Genomic DNA, 16215 nt, shown 5'->3' on the forward strand with positions numbered 1-16215 from the left:
GTGGCGTACCCGCGTCCCCACGCCTCCGGCAGGAACAAGTAGCCGAGCTCGGTCTCCCCGGCCTCCCGGCGGTTGCCCGGACGCTCGGGGTCGTGCGGGTCGAGCTGGATTGTGCCGATCGTCGTTCCGTCGAGCTCGACCACGAAGAAGCCAGGGCGCCGCCCGGGCACCTCGGGCACCGTGCGTTCGAGCTCGGCACGCGGTCGGGGGCCACCGAGGTAGGTGCCCACCTCTGGCGAGGCGTTCAGCTCGATGACCGCCGCGCGGTCCCGGGCCTCGGACTCGCGGAGTACGAGCCGCCCGGTCTTGATCGGGGCAGGTGGCCAGGCGAGGGCTCTGGGGTCGGTCATGCCGGCCAACCTAACCAGCAGGCTCAGAAGCGATCAAGACTCGCCGACCGATCGACCCACCGGCCCGGGGCCTCACCCTCACCGACGGGGCCGGGCCCGACGAGCCAGACATCCCTCCTCGCCGATTGGTGTCCACTCCTTGCCCCACTCTGCGCTCACCCGCTCGAACCCACGTCCCCGACCTCCGGTATCCCGACCGCACACCCGCAAGTTCACCGCGCTGCGCCTTCAGAAATTGCGAACTTGCGGCGGAGTGACTGACACAGGGTGTCAGCCATGGGGTCGTAGCGTCATCTGCGCGCAAGGCCCCGACCTCCAGGGAGACACCACGTGATCACCGGATACGTCATCGGCGAGAGCCTCCGCCCCGGCGCGGTGTTCGAGCCGCGCGGACTGCGGCTGCGGAAAGTCAGCCGGCTCGACGTCGGCGCGAGCGCCACCGCCGCGCAGCCGCAGCTGTGGACGCTCGTCGAGTGGGAGACCGACGGTGAGGACGTCGCCGGGCTCGCGGACGCGTTCGCCGAGGCTTTGGAGCCGGCGAACGGCTGGTACGCCGATTTCACCGCCGGGGACGAGCGCGTTGTCGTCTTCGCCGGGAAGGTCTTCCGCCATCGGCGCGGCGACGAGGCGGGCCGCGCCGAGGCGATCGCGTACGGACGGTCGGTGGGTACTCCGGAGCATCAGCTCGACTGGAAGGAGTGACCTCGCCTGCGCCATTCCTGCGCGAGCAGTTGGTAGGAGCGGACCCGGTCCGCGTGGTCGTGGGTGATCGTCGTGATGAGCAACTCGTCGGCCTGCGTGGCTTCTTGGAGCTGTTCCAGGCGGTCGGCGACCCGGCCCGGGGAGCCGACGAACTGCGTGTCGAGACGGTCCTGGACGAGCGCCCGGTCCGCGTCGGACCAGACGTGGGACCGGGCCTCCTCGGGGGTCGGGAACTCGATGGCACCCTCGGCGGTGCGGATGCTGCGGACCCACAGGCCGTAGCCGGTGGCGAGCTCACGGGCGCCGGAGTCGTCCTCGGCGACGACGACGTCCGCGGAGACGCTGACGTACGGCTTGTCGAGGACGTCGGACGGCTGGAAGGCGGCGCGGTAGCCCTCGGCCGCCTCCAGGACCGTGCCCGGACTGACGTGGTAGTTCGCCGCGAACCGCAGCCCGCGGGCGCCCGCGACCTCGGCGCTCTGGCCGCCGCTGCTGCCGAGGATCCACACCTCGACGTCGGCGCCCTCGCCCGGTACGACGTGCGCCTCGACGCCCTCCGCGGAGCGGTAGGTGCCCGCGAGCAGGGCGAGGAGGTCGTCGATCTGCTCGGCGTAGTCCTGCGACTCGGCGCCCGGCAGCAGGAGCAGTCTGCGCTGCAGGGCGATGCGGGGCGAGCCCAGCAGGTACTCGAAGGAGAAGCGGGGCGGGATCCGCAGGCCGTTCGGGGCGCGGCCGTCGACTACCGGGGTCGCGGTCGGCAGCGGCGCCTTGGGCTGTCCCGGCGGGCGGCCGCCGGAGCGGCCCAGGCCCAGGTCGAACCGGCCGGGGTGCAGCGTGTCGAGCAGGCCGAACTCCTCCACCGTGGACAGTGCGGTGCGGTGGCCGAGTTGTACGGCGCCGGAGCCGAGCCGGATCGTGGAGGTGGCGGAGGCGGTGAGCGCGAGGACGACCGCGGGGGACGTACCCGCGACGCCCGGGTTGAGATGGTGTTCGGCGAACCAGTAGCGGGCGTATCCGAATTGCTCCGTCTGCCGGGCGAGGTCGATGGAGTTGCGCAGCGCCTCTGCCGCCGTGGAACCGGACGAGATCGGGACCAGGTCGAGGACGCCGAGGGGGATGTCAGACATGGGCGGGCTCCCCGAGTACTGGTCCCCAGTGGAAGGGCGGATCCGGGATCTCCCGCCGCAGCACCGGGGCGACCTCGGCCTGGAAGCGCTCCAGCGAGTCCCGGTGCTGAGCGTCGGTCAACCCGCTTGCGTCGGCGTGCAGATGCAGGACCGTGTGCCCGAACTGCTCGTGATAGCGCCGCACCTTCTCAACGATCTGCTGCGGGCTGCCGATGAGGGCGGAGCTCCGCTCCACGAAGTCCTCCACGGTGTCGAAGACCACCGGCAGACCGAACTGCTTCTGGAACGCCAGCGTCGCCTCGAAGATCGGCCGGTACACCTTGAGCGCCTCCTGGGAGGTGCGGGTCACCAGGAGCCCGGCCGTGCCGGCGCCGACCGCGATGTCGGCCGGGTCGTGGCCGTAGAACTCCCAGCGCTCGCGGTAGTAGCGGATCAACTCGGCATACGGCTCTATCGGGTTGGTGACGTTGGCCGAGAACAGTGGGTCGCCGTAGCGCGCGGCCAGGTCCACCGACTCCTTGCTGGTGGCGCTGCCGTGCCAGACCCGGATCGGCCGCTGGTACGGCCGCGGCCACACCTCGGCGTCCTTCAGCTCCGGCCGGAAACGGGTCTTCGCGCTGACCTTGTCCTGCCGCCAGATCTGCCGGAACACCTCGTAGCTCTCGGCGTTGCGGTCCCACTGGTCCTCGGGCGTGACCTGGAACAGCTCGCGCTGGGCGGCCCCGTTGCCCTTGCCGACGATCAGGTCCAGGCGGCCCTCGGAGAGGTGGTCGAGGGTGGCGTAGTCCTCGTAGGCGCGCACCGGGTCCAGCAGGCTCAGCGTCGTCACGGCGGTGAAGAGGCGGATGCGCTTCGTCAGTGCGGCGATGTGGCTGAGTACGACGGTCGGCGAGGAGGAGATGAACGGCCGCTCGTGCCTCTCCCCCACCCCGAAGCCGTCGAAGCCCAACTCCTCGGCCAGCAGGGCGTTGTCGAGCACCTCGCGGAAGCGGTCGTGGGTCGGCTTCTGTACGCCGGTGATCGGGTCCGGGCGGTGCACGATCAGCGTGATGGCGAGGAACTTCACGACGCCACCCGCGCGCCCGCGGCCTCGGCGTCGGGGTGGGCCAGGCCCAGGTGGTCGCGCAGGGTCGGGCCCTCGTACTCGGTGCGGAAGACGCCCTGTTCCTGGAGCAGCGGGACGACCTTGTCGGCGAAGACGTCGAGGCCGGTCGGGGTGATGTGCGGGACGAGGATGAAGCCGTCGCTGGCGTCGGCCTGGACGTAGTCGTTGATGGTCTTCGCGACGGTGGCCGGGGAGCCGATGAAGTTCTGCCGGTTGCCGGTCTCGATGACCAGGTCGCGGATCGACCAGTTGTTGGCAGCGGCGCGCTCGCGCCACTCGCGGGCGGTGGCCAGCGGGTCGCGGTACATCCGGACCTGGGCCCGGCCCTGGGATATATGGGTGCCGCTGACGTCCGGGTCGACGTCGGGCAGGGGGCCCTCCGGGTCGTACGAGGACAGGTCCCGGTTCCAGACGAACTCCAGGTGCTTGAGGGCCGTGGCCCCGCTGACCTGCTGGCGACGGACCTCCTTGGCCAGCTCCTCCGCCTCGGCGTCGGTGTCGCCGAGGATGAAACTGGCGGCGGGCAGGATCTTGAGCTGGTCGTGGCTGCGGCCGTACTTGGCGAGGCGGTTCTTGACGTCCGTGTAGAAGGCCTGGCCGTCGTCGAGGGTGGCGTACCGGCTGAAGATCGCGTCGGCACTGGAGGCGGCGAACTCGCGGCCCTCGTCGGAGTCGCCGGCCTGGAAGATGACGGGGCGGCCCTGCGGGGAGCGCGGGACGTTGAACTGGCCGTGGATGTCGAAGTGTTGGCCGGTGTGGACGAAGGAGCCGGCCTTCGCGTCGTTCAGGAAGGTGCCGGTCGCCTGGTCGGCGAGGATCTCGTCGCCGTGCCAGGAGTCGAAGAGTTCGTTCGTGGTGGCGAGGAACTCCTTGGCACGGGAGTAGCGCTCGTCCTGCGGGAGGAAGCCGCCGCGGCGGAAGTTCTCGCCGGTGAAAGCGTCCCAGGAGGTGACGACGTTCCAGGCGGAGCGGCCGCCGGAGAGGTGGTCGAGGCTCGCGAACTGGCGGGCCACCTCGTAGGGCTCGTTGAAGGTGGAGTTGATGGTGCCGGTCAGGCCGAGGTGCTCGGTGACGGCGGCGAGCGCGGCAAGGACGGTGAAGGTGTCGGGGCGGCCGACGACGTCCAAGTCGTAGATCTTTCCGCCCTGTTCGCGCAGCCTGAGGCCCTCGGCGAGGAAGAGGAAGTCGAACTTGGCGCGTTCGGCGGTCTGCGCGAAGTGCACGAAGGAGCTGAACTCGATGTGGCTGCCGGCCGCGGGGTCGCTCCACACGGTGGTGTTGTTGACGCCGGGGAAGTGCGCGGCCAGGTGGATCTGCTTCAGGGGCTTGGTCATGGGTCTTGAGGTCCTTCCGGCTCAGGCGGCGGCGTAGCGGTTGGCGGGGCGGGGCAGGCCCAGCAGTCCGCGCAGGGTGTCGGCCTCATAGGCGCGGCGGAAGGCGCCACGGCGCTGGAGTTCGGGGACCAGGCCCCGGGTGACCGCCGGGAGGTCGTGGCCGAGGACGGCGGGCCGCAGCCGGAAGCCGGTGAGCCCGGCCTCCTGCAACTCGACGAGCAGATCGGCGAGTTGGGCGGGGGTACCGGCGAAGATACGGGCGTCGCTGGTGTACGGCTCCCCCGCGAGGGCGTCGAGACGGTCCCGGCGGGCCGCGGCCTCGGCCGGGTCGTCGTCGAGGAAGACCACCAAGTCGCCGAAGACGTGCAGGAGTTCGTCGGCACGGCCCGCTCCGGCCTGCTCGGCGCGGATCTCCGCGACGATCGCGCGGGCCTGGTCGGCGGCGTGCGGCGTGACGTAGCCGACGTCGGTCGCGCGGGCCACCAGGCGGTACGGCACGGTGTCGTGGGCGAGAGCGGTGACGAGGGGCTGGCCCTGCGGCGGGCGGGGCGTGATGGAGGGGCCCTTGACGCTGAAGTGCCTGCCCTCGAAGTCGATGTAGTGCAGCTTGTCCCGGTCGACGAAGCGGCCGGTGGCGACGTCCCGGATCTCCGCGTCGTCCTCCCAGCTGTCCCAGAGGCGGCGCACGGCCTCGACATAGTCGGCGGTCTCGTCGAAGAGGTCGGTCACCAGGTCCCGGGTGTCCGGGCTGTCGTAGGCCTCGATGCGCGGGATGGTGCGGCGGCCGAAGTGCGCGGCCTCGTTCGGGCGGGCGGTGATCTGCACCCGTAGGCCTGCCCGGCCGGTGCTGACGTAGTCGAGGGTGGCGATGGCCTTGGAGAGGTGGAAGGGCTCCGTGTGGGTGACCACCGCGGTCGGGACCAGGCCTATGTGTCGGGACAGCGGGGCGATGCGGGCCGCGATCAGGACGGCGTCCAGGCGGCCGCGCACCTGGTCGGTGCGTTCGTCCGGGTCGAGGAAGTGGGAGGACTGCGGGCCGAGGCCGTCCTCGATGGTGACGAAGTCGAGGAGGCCGCGTTCGGCCTCGGCGACCAGGTCGGCCCAGTAGCCGGCGGTGAGCAGGTCGCGGGGGCGGGCGACCGGCTCGCGCCAGGAGGCGGGGTGCCAGCCGGTGCCGTCCAGGGCGACGGCGAGGTGCAGCGAAGAAGAAGGGGACACGGATGGGTGCCTTCCTGGAGGTCCGTACGAGATCACCGGCCCGCAGAAGGGCAGGGCACGGCGGTGAAGCAACGGGTCAGGAGCAACAGAGCGCGCCGGCCACGCGCTGGAGATCGATGTGGGGCCGGGTGTGGAGGTGGACGGCGTGGAAGGTGTGCGTCACGGCCGTCACCTCCTTCTTCCGGGCGCGCGACGGCGCCTCGCGGATCTCGTCGTGAGTCACAACGCCGTGGCCTCGCGCGATGTTCCCGTTCGTCGTGTGCGTACTCGGAGGATGGTGGACCGGCGGCGCAGGGTGAAACCGATCGACTCGTACAGCCGGATCGCGGCGGTGTTGTCCGCGGCGGCGTGCAGGAACGGGGTGTCGCCGCGCTCCCGGATGCCCGCGGCGACCGCGCGGATCAGCCGGGTCGCGAGGCCCCGGCCGCGGTGCTCCGGATCGGTGCAGACCGCGCTGATCTCTGTCCAGCCGGGCGGGCGGATCCGCTCTCCGGCCATGGCGATCAGCCGTCCCCGCTCACGAATGCCGAGGTAGGTGCCGAGTTCGACCGTCCGCTCGAGGAACGGGCCCGGCCGGGTGCGCGCGACCAGGTCCAGGATCTCGGGGACGTCGTCGGGTCCGAGCCGTACCGCCTCGGGGGCGGGCTCGGCCCGCAGCGCGGTGTCGACGAACTGCACACCCGTCCCGCCGCCGACCGCCTCCCAGCCGTCGGGGACCTTCTCGACGGGCTTGATCCGTACGACGGTCTCCGGGCCGACGAGTGTGCGCAGGTCGGCCCAGGCGGCCGGGTCCCCGGGATCGGCGAGGGCCGCGAAGGCGTAGACGTCGGCCGGGTAGCGGGCCGCCCTGCCGACGCGTTCGGCGAGGTGGGCGTGCGGGCCGTCGAGGGCGGCCCAGACGGCGTTGTCGAGGATGGGTACGTCGGCCACGGACGGGGCCGTGGGTGCTCCGCCTCCGCGGACTTCGGTCTGATGGGCCACGGAGGCGGAGTCCTCTCTTAACTCAACTTGCATGTGCTGTCGGCCAGATGACGATCGATCAGGAGTTGGTCAGCGGCAGTCCGGGGGGATTGACCTCGGACTTGGCGACGGCCTCGTTGGAGAGGTTCCAGGCGGCGAGCCACTTGGCGTACTGACCGTTCTCGATCAGGTAGTTGATGGCGTCGGCGAGGGGCTTGGCGAGTCCGCTGTCCTTCTTCGCCGTCGCGGCGATCAGGCCCTGGAGCGACTCACCGGCACCGGAGAACTGGCCCGCGATACGGGTCGCCTGGGGCGTGCCGGCGGTCTTCGCGGCGTGGTAGGCGAGATTCGGGTTGGGGCCGAAGTAGGCGTCGATCTTGCCGCTGCTCAGCGCCAGGTAGAGGCTGTTGGTCTCCTGGAAGTACTTGACGGTGAGGGGCTTCTTGCCCTCCTTGGCCAGCTTCGCCTTCCACTCCAGGAGGATCTTCTCCTGGTTGGTGCCGTTGCCGACGGAGACCGTCTTGCCGGCGAGGCTCTCGTAATTGCCGTCGAACTTCCAGGTGTTGTCCTTCTTCACCTCGAAGGCGAGGTCGTCCTTGCGGTAGGAGGCGAACTCGTACTTCTGCTTGCGCTCCTCGGTGTCGGTGACGTTGGAGAAGGCCACGTCGACCTTGCCGCTGTCGAGGCCGATGAACAGGTTCTCCCAGGTCGACCGCTGCACCTCGGGCTCGAGACCGAAGACGGCGGCCACCAGTCGGCCGAGGTCGGGCTCGGAGCCCGTGATCGTCTTCTGGTCGTCTCCCACGAAGCCGAGCGGCGGGCTGCCGGAGGGCAGCGTGCCGGATCCGATCACCAGCTTGCCGCTCTTCTTGAGGGCGGCGGGCAGTTCGGCGCTGATGGACTTCACCTCGGAGACCTTCAACTCGGTCTCCTTCGCGGCACCGTTGGACAGCTGTCCCACGGTGACCGTGCCGGCGGCGTCGGTCTTGGTGGCGGCGTCGCTCTCGCCTCCGCAGGCGGCGAGCCCGGCGGCGAGGGCGGTGACGGCGGTCGCCGCGGTGATGCCGCGTATCAGGCTGCGTCGAGTGAGGTTGCTGGGCATGGCTGTCCTTGTCGTGTGGCTCGGTGAGGGCGGGTGCAGAAGGGGTGGTTGTCAGAGGACCTTGCTGAGGAAGTCCCGGGTCCGCTCGTGCTGCGGCTTGTCCAGGACCTCGGCGGGCGGGCCCTGCTCGACGATGCGTCCGGCGTCGATGAAGACGACCCGGTCGGCGATCTCGCGGGCGAAACCGATCTCGTGGGTGACGATCACGAGGGTGGTGCCGCTCTTCGCCAGGTCCTTGATGACGGCGAGGACCTCGCCGACGAGTTCGGGGTCGAGGGCGGAGGTGGGTTCGTCGAAGAGGATGACTCCAGGACGCAGCGCCAGGGCGCGGGCGATGGCCACGCGCTGCTGCTGGCCGCCCGACAACTGCCGTGGGTAGGCGGCGGTCCTGTCGGCCAGGCCGACGCGGCCCAGAAGTTCGCGGGCCAGTTCCAGCGCCTCGGGCTTGCCGAGCTTCCCGGTCGCCACCGGGGCGGCGGCCACGTTGTCCAGCACGGTCAGGTGCGGGAAGAGGTTGAAGTTCTGGAAGACGAAGCCGATGCGGCTGCGCTGGGTCAGGATGGCCCGCTCGCTCAGCTCCTTCAGGCGGTCGCCCTGTCGGCGTACGCCGATCAGCTCGCCGTTGACGCTGACGTAGCCGATCTCCGGCTTCTCCAGGTGGTTGATGACCCGCAGCAGCGTGGACTTGCCGGAGCCGGACGGGCCGAGGATCACGGTGACCTCGCCGGGCCGCACGGTCAGGTCGACCCCGTCCAGCACCCGGTGGCTGCCGTACCACTTGTGCACGTCGTGCACCTCGACGGTGGCGGCCGCGTTGTCGAGCGTCTCGGCGGTCATACGGCGGCCTCCCGGCGGATGCGGGCCCGCAGGTCGGTGAGACCGGTCCGCAGCTTCTGCAACGGCGTCGGCGGCAGGGTGCGGGTGGCGCCCCGGGCGTAGTACCGCTCGACGTAGAACTGGATGACGGACACCACGCTGGTGAGGATCAGGTACCAGACGGTGACGACCAGCAGCAGCGGCACGATGTCGCCGGGGTAGGTGGCGCCCATGGTCTGCGCGGTGCCGAACAGGTCGAGCAGGGAGACGTAGAAGACCAGCGAGGTTGCCTTGATGAGGCCGATGAGCTGGTTGACGTAGTTCGGGGTGATGGAGCGCAGGGCCTGTGGCCAGACGATCTTCCTGAACTGGTAGCCCTTCGGCAGGCCGAGCGCGGAGGCCGCCTCGTGCTGGCCCTGGTCGACGGAGAGGATGCCGCCGCGGACGACCTCGGCCGCGTACGCCGCCTCGTTGAGGCTGAGGCCGATGACGGCGACGACCATGTCGGTGGCGAGCCTGGACTCGTCGAAGGTGAAGAAGGCCGGCCCGAAGGGGACGCCGACGCTGAGCGTCTGGTACAGGGCGGAGAAGTTGTACAGGAACAGCAGGACCACGATCAGCGGGATCGAGCGCAGCGCCCACACGTAGGTCCAGCTGACCGCGCGCAGCACCGGGCTCTTCGAGAGCCGGGCCAGGGCGAGCAGGATGCCGCCGAGGAGCCCCAACACCGCGCTGTAGGCGGCGACTTCGAGGGTGATGAGGAGCCCGTCGAGAATGGTCGGCCGCAGGAACCAGTAGCCGAAACGGTCCCACTGGTAGAAGGGGTTGGAGACCAGGCCGTGGACGAACTGGGCCGCCAGGACCAGGACGACCGCGGTGGCGATCCAGCGGCCGGGTCGCCGCAGCGGCAGAACTCGCTGAGCGGCGAGCGGTTTTGACGGTGTGTCGGCGGGCGGCGGTGCCTCGGCGAGGGACACGGCGGCGCCTGGGGGTTCACTCATGGAGGGCTCCGGCGGAGTCGGGACCCCCCGGACGCGGCGCACGCGGTGTCGCTACGGCGGCCGCGCTGCGGCGGCGGGACGTGGCACACGGGGACGCACGGGAACCGGGGGCTGGGCGGACAACGGCACACCGAGCGGGCGGTGTTCGTCAGGAACGCGGGGGCTGGGGAAGAACGTCAGCCCCGACAGCGGGCACGGCCCGGTGCGGTACACAGTGCGCTGCTCACGCGGAGCAGATCGACGGCCCGGTCGGCGACGAGCGGATTCGCGTACGGCAGTACGCAGCCCTGGGGGCGGCTCGCGGCCGTCCTGGGAGCTGCGTACATGGCGTCACCGTCTCTGTTCCGGCCCTGTGGGCCTCGCGCTTACCGAATCGCCGTCGGTCCGGTCGTCACCTGGGGCACCCCACCGCGGTGCGAGGGTTGCCGGTCAGCAAGCCAGGGCTTGTCGCTGACACTCATGACCGTTCTGGGCCGTAGTTAAGACAAATGCCCGAACGAATGTCAATGCCGGTCCATCAGTTGGAACGGCTAGGAGGTGCGGGCGGCGTGGGACGCCCAGTCCAGGATCTGTACGGCCGAACCGGCGGCCTCCAGGCCCCGGCAGTGGGCGTGGTGCCGGCGGGCGATGCCGTCGAGGTCGAGGTGGGTGCCGAAGGCCGGGTGGGCGGCCAGGCGGCGGGCGTAGGCCCACAGGGTGGGGTGGCCGGCGATGCGGTGCACCGCGGCGGCGTCCAGGTGATGCCGGTGCACGGTGTCGAGTTGGACCAGCGTGACCCACAACTCGACGTCGGCCGCGGTGACCTGATCCCTGATCAGATACTCCCGTCCGACGAGCCACCGCTCCAGCGACCCCAGCGTCTCCAGCAGCTTGTGGAGCGCCGCGGCACGCTCCGCCGGCCCGGTGCCCGCCGCGCCGGCCCGCTGCGCCGCCTGCTCGATGTCCTGCCCGCACAGCCGCTCGACGGCCTCGATCTCCGACTCCGCCCCGCACGGGTACGGCGCCGGACGGCCGCCGCCGAAGTGCCGGGCCAGGTCGCGGGTGATGTCGGGGGCGTGCGTGCTGACGATCCGCCCCGACCAGTCGTCGCTGAGCACCGGCCCGGCGGCCGCGCCGGTGTAGCGGTGCGCGCTCGCCTCGTACAGCGGCCGGAGCGCGGAGTGCCCTCCGTCGGGACAGTCGGGCACGGCGTCCAGGAAGGTCACCGGACACACGTCGTCGAGCCCGAGCAGGCTGTGCACGACGGCGATGCGCAGGCCGTCGGGACAGGAGGGGGCGAGATGGAGCCGGTAGCGGCGCGGCACGGCGTAGTGCCCGCTGCGCGCGTCCCGGCCGATCCGGCCCCGGAAGGCGGAGGCTGCGGGCTGGGCGAAGGGGACGGAGGCGAGCGGTGTGACGGACATGGGTCTCCCCGGGGTGTCGGTGCGCAGACGTACGCGCGGCGGAAGCGTCGTCGGGCAAGGAGCAGGCGGCCGTTCCCCGTGCGCGGCGGCAGGGGTGTGCCCTTCGGTCACAGCACTCGGGCGGCGGCCGGGCTCAGCCCAGGGGCCTGATCGCGCTGCAGACGCGCAGCAGATCGATGTGACGGCGGGAGGTCAGAAGAGGGGACGACGGCGACGTACGGCTCACTAGGCCGATGACCGTCTCAAGGCGCCCCATGCTTCCCTACCTGTTCACTAGGATTCCCATCTGGAGTGTCGATCCGCCTCCGGCCTGCGTCAAGAGGGCGTCCACAGGACGGTCACGGCGGTCCGGCCGCAACCGCTCCGAACAAGGGTTCCGTGTGCGGCCGTCCACCTTCTGGGGAACGTCCGCGCTGGCTACTCTGGGAACGCGGCCGACGAACCGGGCGGGGGCGGGCTCCATGGCGGATGCGGTGGTACGGGTCGAGACGGTCGAGCTGGACGCGCGGGGCTCACGCCAGATCGGCAGCAGGGCGCGACCCACGGTGCCCCTGGAGGAGCGCGCCGCGGAGTTGCGCGCAGCCATCGTCTCGGCATCGGCCATCGCCCAGGACTCGCTTGCCCAGGTCGAGCCTCGGGACGGGTGGCGGGTGAGCAGTTTGCAGGTGGTCTTCGGGGTGACGCTGGCGGCGGAGGCGGGGGTCATCCTGTCCAAGGCGTCCGCGGAGGCCTCGTTCGAGGTGACGCTGACTGTGGACCGGGGCTGAGGAGCGGGTCGTGCCCGGTATGGATTACGCCGTCGACCTGCGGCAGGGCGGGACCGCCCTGGGCGCGGGGTTCTTGATCGCGCCGTGTTACGTACTGACGGCGGAGCACTGTCTGCGCGCCATGACCGCCGGGGACGACCACGTCCTGGTGCTGTTCGACAACGAGCTCACCGTCGAGGGCCGAGTCTGCCAGCGGGACGGGTCGGCCGATCTGGCGCTCGTGCAGCTCCTGGAGCCCGAGCTGGTGCCACCGACGGTACCGTTCCCGGATCTGGCCAAGCCCGGCGACCTGTGGCACGGCCTGTACCGGCCCTCCCACAACGATCCGCGGCTGAGCGGGCACGTGAACCTCCCCTCCATGTGGTACGACACCGAGGGCGGCGGCCGCATCGAGGCCGTCCAGTTGCTCACCGAGCAGGAGCTGGGCGACTACTCCGGCTACTCGGGAAGCCCCGTCGAACGCACCACACCCGACCGTGAGCTCGCCGTGCTGGGCATGCTCATCGAGCAGTACCCCGACCGGGCGGACCCGAGCCGAAGCGCCAACGTGCTGTTCGCGGCGACGATCCGGGAGGTGCTGGTCCGGTTCGCACAGTTCCGGACGGAGCATCTACTGCGGGTGCTGGAGGGGCGGGAGGAGATCGTTCCCGGCGGCGGTACGGTGGCGGCGACCGAGCTGCACGCAGGGCGCGCGGCGGCGGTCGGCGTGGCGGGCCGTGCCCTGCCCGTCCTCACCGCCACCGACAGCGCCCGAACCGGTGTCGAGGTCTTCCTCGCCACGGGCGACGCCCTGCTCGCCCGTCTCAATGCGTGGTCCGCCCAGGACCTCATCGACCCGTCACAGCTCTCCGAACTGCAGGTGCATGTGGCGAAGAGCGTGATCGAGCTCGCCCTGCGGAAGGAGGCCGGATGACCAGCGTCCTGGAGGATGTCGTGGCCGAGGCCGAACAGCAGGTTCTCGAGGGCAGGCCGACCGGAACTCCGTCGCCGTCGATCTCCCGGATCCCCCTCGACGAGGTGTTGGGAGTCGCCGCTCCGGAGACCGTGGACCGGCTGTGCTATCTCGCGGTGCTCCTGGCACGACTGCACCAGCGCGGGGAAGCGGTCGGCCTTCTGCAGACGTCGGGTGCCTCCCTGGGCCGATCCGGCGCCGTCCCGGCCCTCCTCAAGGTCCCCGCCCTCAACCGGCTGGCGGTGACCCTCACCTCCCTCGGCGCCTGGAATGCGGCCAGGGAACTGCTGCTCGACGCGGTCCGCGCGTGCCCCGAATCGCGGCCGCTGTTGTGCGCACGGACCTACGCCGATCTCGCGGCCGTCGAGGTGCGTGCGGCGCACTTCGACGCGGCGTGGGAGGCGGCCCGGCGGGCGCGCACCTTCCTCGCCGGCCAGAGTCCCGAGGTGGCCCGCGACGTCCTCTCGCTGCTGGGCGGGGTCGACCTCGCCCTCGCCCGGGCAGGGGCGGGCGTGTCCTCGGTACAGGACGCGGCGGACGTCATGCGGTCCGTCGTTCCGCCCGACGGCGACACCGTCGCCTCGCTCGCCGCTCTGACCGGACGTGCCGTCCTGGCCTTCGAGGAGGCCCGGCAGGGCACGGACCACCGACGCATGCGAGAGGTCATCGACGTCCTGCACATCGTCGTGTGCCGGGCCGCGGCCTCCCTCGGCGCCGAGCATCCGCAGACCGTCGTCGCCCGGGTGAACCTGGCCTGCGCCGAGTTCGAGTGGGCCCGGCGCACGGGCGACACGCACCGCATGCTGAGCTGCGTGGCCGGGCTCCGGGCCACAGCCGACGTGGCGGCGTCGGTCCTGGGCGCCGAGCACCCCGTGGCCGTCTCCGCGCTCACGAACCATGCCACCGCCAGTCTCGAGTCCGCTCGGGCCGAACAGTCCGAGGAACAACTGGAAGAGGCACTGCGGCAGTTGGACGTGGCGACACAGCACTCTCAGGCCGTCCTGGGGTCTCAGCACCCCCTCTCGGTCCTGGCAGCGGGGACAGCACGCGCCGGACACCGGCTGCGGACCGCCGGAAGCGACCCGACCGAGCCGGACGGTCGTGGTACCACCGTGACCCTGATCAGGACAGTGGTCTCCGATCCATGGCACCCCGACGAGGAACTCGTGTCCCCGCAGTCCGCCGCTCTGGACCTCGCGACGGCCGGGATCCTCGGCGAACGCCACCGGATCGCGTCCCGGATCGGCAACGCGGGCAACGCGTCCGCCGCACTGGACCTGTTCGCCCGGCTGGAGTCGGAGTGCCGGACCCGGCTGGGGGACAACGCCCCGCTCACCCTCCGCGCGCGGCACAACGTGGCGTACTGGACGGGAGTCTGCGGGCGGGCCCCGCACGCGAAACAGCTGTCACTGCGGCTGTTGCGCGTCTACCACGATCTGTTCGGGAACGAGCACCGTGCCATGCGCCTGCTGCGCGACGATCTCGCCCGCTGGAGCGGGGAGTCGGGCGACCCCGGAGAGGCGGTGCGGCGATACGCCGACCTCCGCCGCGACACCGACCTCCTGCTGGGTGCGGACCATCCGGAAACCCTGCTCGCCCGTCACAACACCCTCTACTGGACCGCGGTCCAGGGCGCCCGTGCGCACGTCCTGAGCCGTTTCGCGGGCCTGCTGGCGGACCAGACCCGGATCAACGGCCCCGACCACCCGCACACCCTCGCCGTACGCCACAACATCGCCTACTGGACCGAGGCGAAGGGCGATCCCCGAGAAGCCCTCGGCCTCTTCACCCCCCTCCTTCACGACCGCACCACCGCCCTGGGCCGCGAACACCCCCACACCCTCCTCAACGCCTTCCACGTGGCCCGGCTGACGCGCCACCACGAGGACGCGTCGGCCGGGACCGCGGAACTCACCGGGCTGCTCCCCGTCTTCACCCGGGTGTTCGGCGACGACCACCCGTGGACGCGCCGCCTGCGCCGGGAGATCGAGGCCAGCTAGCCGACAGCGGCAGGCTCGGCTGCCGGCGCCTGCTCCAGGTCGTACGCGCTCTCCTTGTGCAGATGCGCGTCGACCCCGCCCTGCTCCACCTCCGGCCGCACCCGCAGCCCCATCGTCTTGTCCAGCGCCTTGGCGATGACCCAGGTCACGACGAAGGAGTACGCCAGTACGGCGAAGGCGCCGACCGCCTGCTTGCCGAGCAGTGAGAGGCCGCCGCCGTAGAGGAGGCCGTCGACGCCGTTGGGCGCCTCCGACGTGGCGAGGATGCCGACCAGCAGGGTGCCGGTGAGGCCGCCGACGAGGTGGATGCCGACGACATCGAGCGAGTCGTCGTAGCCGAACTTGTACTTGAGGCCTACGGCGAGCGCGCAGACCGCTCCGCCGATCGCGCCGAGGGCGAGCGCGCCGAGCGGGGAGACAGCGCCGCAGGACGGGGTGATGGCGACGAGGCCGGCGATCGCGCCGGACGCGGCGCCGAGGCTCGTGGGGTGCCCGTCGCGGAGCTTCTCGACCAGCAGCCACCCGAGCATCGCGGAACACGTCGCGGTGAAGGTGTTGAGGACCACGACCGAGGCCGCGTTCGAGGACGTCAGCGCGGAGCCGCCGTTGAAGCCGAACCAGCCGAACCAGAGCAGGCCCGCGCCGAGCATCACCAGGGGCAGGTTGTGGGGCCGCTCGCCGTTCTTGGCGGACTTCTCCCATCCGATGCGCTTGCCCAGCACCAGGATCATCGCCAGCGCCGCCGCACCCGAGTTGATATGGACGGCGGTGCCACCCGCGAAGTCGATCGCGCCGAGCTTGTTGACGATCCAGCCGCCGACGACGTTCTCGCCGTCGAACGCGAACACCCAGTGGGCGACCGGGAGATAGACCAGGGTGACCCAGATCCCGGTGAACACCATCCAGGCCCCGAACTTGATGCGGTCCGAGATCGCCCCGCAGATCAGGGCGGCGGTCAGAGCCGCGAACAGCGCCTGGAAGGCGGCGAAGACCGAGAGCGGGATGACGGCCTTCGGGTCGTCCTTCATCACGCCGCTCAGGCCGAAGTACTCGGTGACGTCACCGAGGATCCCGGCGCCGCCGATCGAGTCGCCGAACGAGGCCGAGTAGCCGTAGACGACCCAGATACAGCCGACCAGGGCCACGGCCCCGAACGTCATCATGATCATGTTGAGGACGCTCTTGGCGGCGACCATGCCGCCGTAGAAGAGGGCGAGGCCCGGCACCATCAAACAGACGAGTGCCGTGCTCGCGAGCATCCAAGCGGTACTTCCGGTGTCCATGCGTACGCTCCGCGGAGAGGTCCAGCAGAAGGAAACTCTGTTTCACCGCAGTAGACCCGGCGTGCGTTACAGGACACTCCCATGGCCGATTAAAG

At 70.9% G+C, this 16215-nt stretch carries 18 protein-coding genes and 1 riboswitch; of the genes, 4 read left to right on the plus strand and 14 right to left on the minus strand.

What is annotated here, in order from left to right:
- Positions 1 to 350: GNAT family N-acetyltransferase (locus IG08_RS0110120; protein ID WP_030599524.1), on the minus strand; the 350-nt coding region annotated here is incomplete at its 3' end.
- A 330-nt stretch (positions 351 to 680) separates the two neighbouring features.
- On the opposite strand from IG08_RS0110120, the gene IG08_RS0110125 reads away from it, so the two are divergent.
- Positions 681 to 1052: a hypothetical protein gene (locus tag IG08_RS0110125; RefSeq protein ID WP_030599098.1), complete on the plus strand. Its 372-nt coding sequence runs from the start codon at positions 681 to 683 to the stop codon at positions 1050 to 1052.
- On the opposite strand, the gene IG08_RS0110130 is transcribed toward IG08_RS0110125, so the two are convergent.
- The 12 genes from IG08_RS0110130 to IG08_RS62780 all read right to left on the minus strand — a co-directional run bounded on the left by IG08_RS0110130 (position 1031) and on the right by IG08_RS62780 (position 11374).
- Positions 1031 to 2179: an LLM class flavin-dependent oxidoreductase gene (locus IG08_RS0110130; protein ID WP_030599100.1), complete on the minus strand. Its 1149-nt coding sequence runs from the start codon at positions 2177 to 2179 to the stop codon at positions 1031 to 1033. The genes IG08_RS0110125 and IG08_RS0110130 overlap by 22 nt on opposite strands.
- Positions 2172 to 3245 (minus strand): LLM class flavin-dependent oxidoreductase, encoded by a 1074-nt coding sequence (locus IG08_RS0110135; protein WP_030599102.1) that lies wholly within the window; start codon positions 3243 to 3245, stop codon positions 2172 to 2174. Before IG08_RS0110135 ends, IG08_RS0110130 begins: the two co-directional genes overlap by 8 nt.
- Positions 3242 to 4618: an NtaA/DmoA family FMN-dependent monooxygenase gene (locus IG08_RS0110140; protein ID WP_030599104.1), complete on the minus strand. Its 1377-nt coding sequence runs from the start codon at positions 4616 to 4618 to the stop codon at positions 3242 to 3244. The genes IG08_RS0110135 and IG08_RS0110140 overlap by 4 nt, the downstream gene beginning before the upstream one ends.
- Before the next feature lie 21 nt (positions 4619 to 4639).
- Positions 4640 to 5836: an LLM class flavin-dependent oxidoreductase gene (locus IG08_RS0110145; RefSeq protein WP_030599105.1), complete on the minus strand. Its 1197-nt coding sequence runs from the start codon at positions 5834 to 5836 to the stop codon at positions 4640 to 4642.
- 76 nt (positions 5837 to 5912) lie between these two features.
- A complete protein-coding gene (locus tag IG08_RS60620) occupies positions 5913 to 6059 on the minus strand; it encodes a putative leader peptide (RefSeq protein ID WP_199820841.1) in 147 nt (48 codons plus the stop codon).
- On the minus strand, positions 6056 to 6850 hold the full coding sequence (locus IG08_RS0110155) for a GNAT family N-acetyltransferase (protein ID WP_420823284.1): 795 nt from the start codon (positions 6848 to 6850) through the stop codon (positions 6056 to 6058). Before IG08_RS0110155 ends, IG08_RS60620 begins: the two co-directional genes overlap by 4 nt.
- Before the next feature lie 25 nt (positions 6851 to 6875).
- Positions 6876 to 7898, minus strand: coding sequence for an ABC transporter substrate-binding protein (locus tag IG08_RS0110160; RefSeq protein ID WP_030599108.1), 1023 nt, complete (start codon positions 7896 to 7898; stop codon positions 6876 to 6878).
- A 51-nt stretch (positions 7899 to 7949) separates the two neighbouring features.
- On the minus strand, positions 7950 to 8735 hold the full coding sequence (locus IG08_RS0110165) for an amino acid ABC transporter ATP-binding protein (protein WP_030599109.1): 786 nt from the start codon (positions 8733 to 8735) through the stop codon (positions 7950 to 7952).
- Positions 8732 to 9715, minus strand: coding sequence for an amino acid ABC transporter permease (locus IG08_RS0110170; RefSeq protein ID WP_030599110.1), 984 nt, complete (start codon positions 9713 to 9715; stop codon positions 8732 to 8734). The genes IG08_RS0110165 and IG08_RS0110170 overlap by 4 nt, the downstream gene beginning before the upstream one ends.
- A gap of 176 nt (positions 9716 to 9891) precedes the next feature.
- On the minus strand, positions 9892 to 10041 hold the full coding sequence (locus IG08_RS60015; RefSeq protein ID WP_158812202.1) for a hypothetical protein: 150 nt from the start codon (positions 10039 to 10041) through the stop codon (positions 9892 to 9894).
- A gap of 30 nt (positions 10042 to 10071) precedes the next feature.
- Positions 10072 to 10180: riboswitch (SAM riboswitch) on the minus strand.
- Positions 10181 to 10245: 65 nt separating this feature from the next.
- Positions 10246 to 11118 carry a glutathione S-transferase C-terminal domain-containing protein gene (locus IG08_RS0110175; RefSeq protein WP_030599112.1) on the minus strand — a complete coding sequence of 291 codons (873 nt, stop codon included), beginning with the start codon at positions 11116 to 11118 and terminating at the stop codon, positions 10246 to 10248.
- A gap of 133 nt (positions 11119 to 11251) precedes the next feature.
- On the minus strand, positions 11252 to 11374 hold the full coding sequence (locus IG08_RS62780) for a putative leader peptide (RefSeq protein ID WP_338060146.1): 123 nt from the start codon (positions 11372 to 11374) through the stop codon (positions 11252 to 11254).
- A 205-nt stretch (positions 11375 to 11579) separates the two neighbouring features.
- Between IG08_RS62780 and IG08_RS0110180 the strand changes: the two genes are divergently transcribed.
- From IG08_RS0110180 to IG08_RS55740, 3 genes are read left to right on the plus strand one after another with little or no spacing between them, the layout of a single operon-like run.
- A complete protein-coding gene (locus IG08_RS0110180; protein WP_030599114.1) occupies positions 11580 to 11885 on the plus strand; it encodes a CU044_2847 family protein in 306 nt (101 codons plus the stop codon).
- 19 nt (positions 11886 to 11904) lie between these two features.
- Entirely contained in the window at positions 11905 to 12798 is an 894-nt protein-coding gene (locus tag IG08_RS0110185) for a S1 family peptidase (protein ID WP_030599117.1), read from the plus strand.
- Entirely contained in the window at positions 12795 to 14837 is a 2043-nt protein-coding gene (locus tag IG08_RS55740; RefSeq protein WP_030599119.1) for a tetratricopeptide repeat protein, read from the plus strand. The genes IG08_RS0110185 and IG08_RS55740 overlap by 4 nt, the downstream gene beginning before the upstream one ends.
- Here IG08_RS55740 and IG08_RS0110195 read toward each other — a convergent pair.
- Positions 14834 to 16120: an ammonium transporter gene (locus IG08_RS0110195; RefSeq protein ID WP_030599121.1), complete on the minus strand. Its 1287-nt coding sequence runs from the start codon at positions 16118 to 16120 to the stop codon at positions 14834 to 14836. The genes IG08_RS55740 and IG08_RS0110195 overlap by 4 nt on opposite strands.
- Positions 16121 to 16215: the final 95 nt, after the last annotated feature.

It is taken from the genome of Streptomyces fulvoviolaceus, assembly GCF_000718165.1.
In the GTDB taxonomy this organism is placed as follows: Bacteria; Actinomycetota; Actinomycetes; order Streptomycetales; family Streptomycetaceae; genus Streptomyces; species Streptomyces fulvoviolaceus.

Coding starts and splice junctions, on each gene's coding strand:
- IG08_RS0110130 (WP_030599100.1), bottom strand. CDS start 2,179: ATGTCTGACATCCCCCTCGGCGTCCTCGACCTGGTCCCGATCTCGTCC.
- IG08_RS0110140 (WP_030599104.1), bottom strand. CDS start 4,618: ATGACCAAGCCCCTGAAGCAGATCCACCTGGCCGCGCACTTCCCCGGC.
- IG08_RS0110155 (WP_420823284.1), bottom strand. CDS start 6,850: ATGCAAGTTGAGTTAAGAGAGGACTCCGCCTCCGTGGCCCATCAGACC.
- IG08_RS0110160 (WP_030599108.1), bottom strand. CDS start 7,898: ATGCCCAGCAACCTCACTCGACGCAGCCTGATACGCGGCATCACCGCG.
- IG08_RS0110165 (WP_030599109.1), bottom strand. CDS start 8,735: ATGACCGCCGAGACGCTCGACAACGCGGCCGCCACCGTCGAGGTGCAC.
- IG08_RS0110170 (WP_030599110.1), bottom strand. CDS start 9,715: ATGAGTGAACCCCCAGGCGCCGCCGTGTCCCTCGCCGAGGCACCGCCG.
- IG08_RS60015 (WP_158812202.1), bottom strand. CDS start 10,041: ATGTACGCAGCTCCCAGGACGGCCGCGAGCCGCCCCCAGGGCTGCGTA.
- IG08_RS0110175 (WP_030599112.1), bottom strand. CDS start 11,118: ATGTCCGTCACACCGCTCGCCTCCGTCCCCTTCGCCCAGCCCGCAGCC.
- IG08_RS62780 (WP_338060146.1), bottom strand. CDS start 11,374: ATGGGGCGCCTTGAGACGGTCATCGGCCTAGTGAGCCGTACGTCGCCG.
- IG08_RS0110180 (WP_030599114.1), top strand. CDS start 11,580: ATGGCGGATGCGGTGGTACGGGTCGAGACGGTCGAGCTGGACGCGCGG.
- IG08_RS0110185 (WP_030599117.1), top strand. CDS start 11,905: ATGGATTACGCCGTCGACCTGCGGCAGGGCGGGACCGCCCTGGGCGCG.
- IG08_RS55740 (WP_030599119.1), top strand. CDS start 12,795: ATGACCAGCGTCCTGGAGGATGTCGTGGCCGAGGCCGAACAGCAGGTT.
- IG08_RS0110195 (WP_030599121.1), bottom strand. CDS start 16,120: ATGGACACCGGAAGTACCGCTTGGATGCTCGCGAGCACGGCACTCGTC.